This is a genomic window from Bartonella sp. MM97QHHN (assembly GCF_042194285.1).
Lineage (GTDB): Bacteria > Pseudomonadota > Alphaproteobacteria > Rhizobiales > Rhizobiaceae > Bartonella.
Map to the genome: position 1 here is coordinate 1 of NZ_JBHIMS010000007.1, position 4,059 is coordinate 4,059.

The following is a 4,059-nucleotide window of genomic DNA, read 5'->3' on the forward strand; positions in this document are numbered from 1 at the left end:
AAGTTTGGATTTTGCCAACACGGTTGGAAAACCGCTCTACACCATGCTTATCGTCGACCACGACCGTAATGCATGGGTAAAGCCTGAGGTCTATAGCTATCCGCTTTACATTTGCACGCGTCCTGAAATGCTGTTCAAAGCAGTTATAGGAGCGAAATAACATGCGATGGCACGGGCTGCTAAATCAAATGGTTAAAGATGTACGCAACACCTTTGGGCAGCCCGTCATCTACACGCGAAAGGACAATCAACAATCGTTTCAAATTACAGCGATTTACACCATTAAACATTCGGAATCGGACGCCGGTGGCAGAATCTCTACGACAATCGCAAAAAAGGAACTTGATCTTTGTATCAATGACATCGGGGGAATACCACCAAAACCTCAAGATAGTATTGTGATCATCTCTCCTGAAAATAACAAAGCCCCCTCTTCTCAAGAGCACTTCACTGTTACAGATGTCCAAGCCTCTGAATCCGGTATGTATAAGCTTATCTTGCGAGAGATAAAACAATGAAACATCCACGCGAAACGATAAGAGAAACATTTGTTGCGTTGATTAAAGCAGCAAAGACGGCAGCTGGTGACAATGTTTTCAATATGCGTGACTTCAATTTATTTATTGAAGCAATGCCAGCTATTAATATCTCAACACAAAGTGAAACCATTGAAGATGGACATGATTTTGGCTTAAGGCGGCGTGTTTTAACGCTAGATGTTGAATGTTATGCGACATGTGAAGATGGCGCACGTTTTGTTGACCAATTAGCATGGGAAGTTGAAGAGATTTTCTATGCCAATCCCAATCTTAACAACACCGTTGAGACATGCCGCCTGCAAAATATTGCTTTTGCCTTTGGTGATAATGGCGCTCTAGCACTCCACGGTGCAATTTTAACCTTTGAAGTCATTTATGTGACAAATATCCCCAACATGAATGAAGAAGAAGGCAGTGTAACAGCAAGAATCGTTGAACCTTTCTTAAGCTTTGAACCAGAAACAGGCGTGAGAAATAAAGATAAATACCATAAAATTGAAGGTGGACATGTTAGAGCGGCGCGATAAAGAAATCACAGATCTAAAGAGACGTGTGGCAAATATGGTTGTGGTGGGGAAGATTAGCCATATCGACCATAAAAACGCACGCTATCGGGTAAAAAGTGGCAATCTTGTCAGTGACTGGATTCCAGATACCCAAGCCCGCGCCGGTAAAACACGCTCCTATGAAGGGCGTGATGTTGGAGAGCAAGTAGTTGTTATCTCGTCATCAGGGGATTTGTCACAAGGGATGATTGTGGGTTCCATTCATACAGATGCTAATCAAGCAGCCGATAAGGGCAGCATTCACCGAACGATATACCCTGATGGAACCAGCCTTGAATATGATGATGAACAAAACACTTATGGAATTCACATCAAATCCGGCGGAAAGTTTATCCTGACAATCGCTGATGGTGTGTCACTAAAAGGTGATGGTGGCAAGCTAGAGCTTACCGCACCGGAAGGCATAAAGATTGTTTCAGAAAGCGATATAAATTTAAACGCAAAAGGCGGCATCTCTTTGAAGGCTGGTGATGGCATTTCACTGAATTCGAATGATAGTCTCTCTCTTCATTCTGGAAATAATGTTTCCATTCATTCAAGTGGATTAAGACATAACGGCACCAATGTAGGAGAAACCCATGTTCATGACGGTGTTTCCCCTGGTGGTTCTATGACAGGAGGTCCCAATTGAACAGTGGAATGGACCGTACAACAGGAAAGCCATTGACCGGCATTGATCATTTGCGTCAATCAATCCTTGATATTTTGTTAACGCGGATTGGTTCGCGTGTAATGCGGCGTGATTATGGTTCACGTGTTGCGGAACTCATTGATGCACCGGTTAATAATGCTTTTGCTGTTGCTCTTTATGCTGCTGTTGCTGAGGCTTTAGACAAGTGGGAACCGCGTTTTAAATTGAAAAAAATTGATTTTAAAAGGGGTGAGAATGGACACGTTTCTTTATCCTTTGAAGGCATTTATTTGCCATCCGGCAAGCCCATTACCATGGAAGGATTATTGATAAAATGAATGGAGTGCTTGCAAAACCAGACATCATCACAGAACTTTCTTTTGAAGAAATACGCGCTGCTGCTCTTGTCCATTTAAAAGAGCTTTTGCCTGAATATACCATTCTTGAAAGTGATCCGTCCGTAAAAGTCATAGAGGCTTTTAGCTATCGAGAGTTGCTGTTAAGACAGCGTATTAATGAGGCAGCACGCAATAATATTCTTGATTTTGCAATCGGTGAATCTCTTGATGCTTTGGGAAACTGGCATGGTATTGCCCGCATGGAAGAGGAAAGTGACGAGAGATATCGTGAACGCATACAGCTTCATGCCCGTGGAGGAAACGGAAGTGGAACAGAACCCTATTACAAACTTATCGCCTTAACAGCCGATAGTCGAGTGAAAGATGCCATTATCTATCGTAAAGGCAAAAACCCAACCATCTATGTTGCTCTTTTTGGTAATAATGAAGAAGGAACAGCCTCTGAAGATCTCATACAAGCAGTTTCACAAGCTCTTCACAGAAAAAATATCATCATGACCAATGATACAATCATTGTTCACGCTGCTGTCAAAAAAGTGCTGGACTTAGAAGCAGATGTTTGGCTGTTACCGGAAACATCTTTGAAAATTCTCACGACAATGGAGGCAAATTTAAGAGCAGCATGGAGACAAGAACAAGCCATTGGTCGTGAATTAAGCCTCTCGTGGTGGATTTCAAAACTAATGATTTCTGGTGTCCAAAAAGTCATTGCCATTACCCCAACACAAGACAGTATGGTTTGTGATGAAGAAATTTTATCGATTGGAAAAATCACCTTAAACTTCAAAGGGCGTGCGCGCTAATGGTTGGTTCCCTCCTTCCCACAAACGCAACAGAATTTGAAAAGCGCCTTGCCGATGCTTGCGATTTTCATCAAGATATTGATGGTTCTGTTTTGGGGATTTCACGCGCAAAACTGATCACACGCCCTCCCCGTTTCTTGCCGTGGCTCATTGAAGAATACGGGCTTGGTGAACTGACACCTTATGTTCCAAACCTCTATGATTTGATTGATCAAGGGCTTCAATGGCAGCGCTTGCGCGGCTCCCTTGCGGCAATAGAGTTGGGGCTTGAATGGCTAGGGATTTCGGCACGCTTTCAACCCGCATGGACAGGGCGAGCATGGTGGAATTCCTTTCAACTTGATTTTGATCAGTTGCCTGAACGCAAAAGCCTTGAAGCTATTGAAGCGATTGTCGGACTTTCCAAAAGTTTGCGCTCTGATTTTCGCCGTGGGACCTATGGTTATGATGTGCAAGCTGTTGAATGCAATATGTCACGCCTTGATGACAGCATATTGGAGTATGAAAGCGGTGTTCGCTTAACAGCTGGGGGCACTTTGTTTTCCTTTGGGCGCACAACAGAAATCAATCATACCCTCACAAAAGAAGAAGGCAGGCTTATTGGCAATTGGATTGATGACTTTGACGAGGAGTTAAGCTGGAACCAAATTGATTATCCATGGGACATGGCAAATTTTCCGTGGTGTTCGGTCAAAAAACATGAACGCGATATACTCATGGCAGAGTGGTTTAGCAACCGCACGCTTTATCTCGTGTTAAGAGACACCAAAGATGACGTGATTGGCACTCGCAGATGCTNCCAAAGATGACGTGATTGGCACTCGCAGATGCTATGCTGTAGCACCTGTCGAACAGGCTTTGGATGGTGTGTACAGCCATTGTGGCGTCAGGTTCCAGCCCTCCTCGATGGGCACGGCGCTTCTTGTTGCAGCACGCACAGACTTTCACGATGTTGATGGGAAACAAGCAGCTTTTGTTTCCATACTCGTTCACGGCATTCCCAAACAAGATGTCCCCCTTGGAAAGCTTTGGTGTGACGTCAATGAACTGAATGGTGGTGTAGAGATACTCAAAACACCCATCAATATTCCTTTGCGTGCCGATGTTCGCGAACAATTCAAGATTTTATTGAGGTTTTAATATGAAGCATGAAAGTGGTTT

6 protein-coding genes and 1 pseudogene are annotated in these 4,059 nt (G+C 43.7%); all 7 read left to right on the forward strand.

All coding sequences use genetic code 11. The annotated features are described in order from the left end of the window. A partial coding sequence (locus ACFIJW_RS00100) for a major capsid protein (protein WP_375632674.1) occupies window positions 1-160 on the forward strand: 160 nt, incomplete at its 5' end. Between the two features lies 1 nt (window position 161). After that, window positions 162-518, forward strand: a complete 357-nt coding sequence (locus ACFIJW_RS00105) for a hypothetical protein (RefSeq protein WP_375632666.1) — start codon at window positions 162-164, stop codon at window positions 516-518. Beyond that, window positions 515-1,066, forward strand: coding sequence for a hypothetical protein (locus ACFIJW_RS00110; protein ID WP_375632668.1), 552 nt, complete (start codon window positions 515-517; stop codon window positions 1,064-1,066). Before ACFIJW_RS00105 ends, ACFIJW_RS00110 begins: the two co-directional genes overlap by 4 nt. Further along, a complete protein-coding gene (locus tag ACFIJW_RS00115) occupies window positions 1,047-1,736 on the forward strand; it encodes a phage baseplate assembly protein V (RefSeq protein WP_375632670.1) in 690 nt (229 codons plus the stop codon). The genes ACFIJW_RS00110 and ACFIJW_RS00115 overlap by 20 nt, the downstream gene beginning before the upstream one ends. After that, the gene (locus tag ACFIJW_RS00120; RefSeq protein ID WP_375612353.1) at window positions 1,733-2,074 is read left to right on the forward strand and encodes a GPW/gp25 family protein; all 342 of its coding nucleotides are present in this window, start codon (window positions 1,733-1,735) and stop codon (window positions 2,072-2,074) included. Before ACFIJW_RS00115 ends, ACFIJW_RS00120 begins: the two co-directional genes overlap by 4 nt. Beyond that, a complete protein-coding gene (locus ACFIJW_RS00125; RefSeq protein WP_375632672.1) occupies window positions 2,071-2,898 on the forward strand; it encodes a baseplate J/gp47 family protein in 828 nt (275 codons plus the stop codon). The genes ACFIJW_RS00120 and ACFIJW_RS00125 overlap by 4 nt, the downstream gene beginning before the upstream one ends. Beyond that, window positions 2,898-4,038, forward strand: a pseudogene (locus ACFIJW_RS00130) (phage tail protein). Before ACFIJW_RS00125 ends, ACFIJW_RS00130 begins: the two are co-directional and overlap by 1 nt. Window positions 4,039-4,059: the final 21 nt, after the last annotated feature.

Coding starts and splice junctions, on each gene's coding strand:
- ACFIJW_RS00110 (WP_375632668.1), top strand. CDS start 515: ATGAAACATCCACGCGAAACGATAAGAGAAACATTTGTTGCGTTGATT.
- ACFIJW_RS00125 (WP_375632672.1), top strand. CDS start 2,071: ATGAATGGAGTGCTTGCAAAACCAGACATCATCACAGAACTTTCTTTT.
- ACFIJW_RS00105 (WP_375632666.1), top strand. CDS start 162: ATGCGATGGCACGGGCTGCTAAATCAAATGGTTAAAGATGTACGCAAC.
- ACFIJW_RS00115 (WP_375632670.1), top strand. CDS start 1,047: ATGTTAGAGCGGCGCGATAAAGAAATCACAGATCTAAAGAGACGTGTG.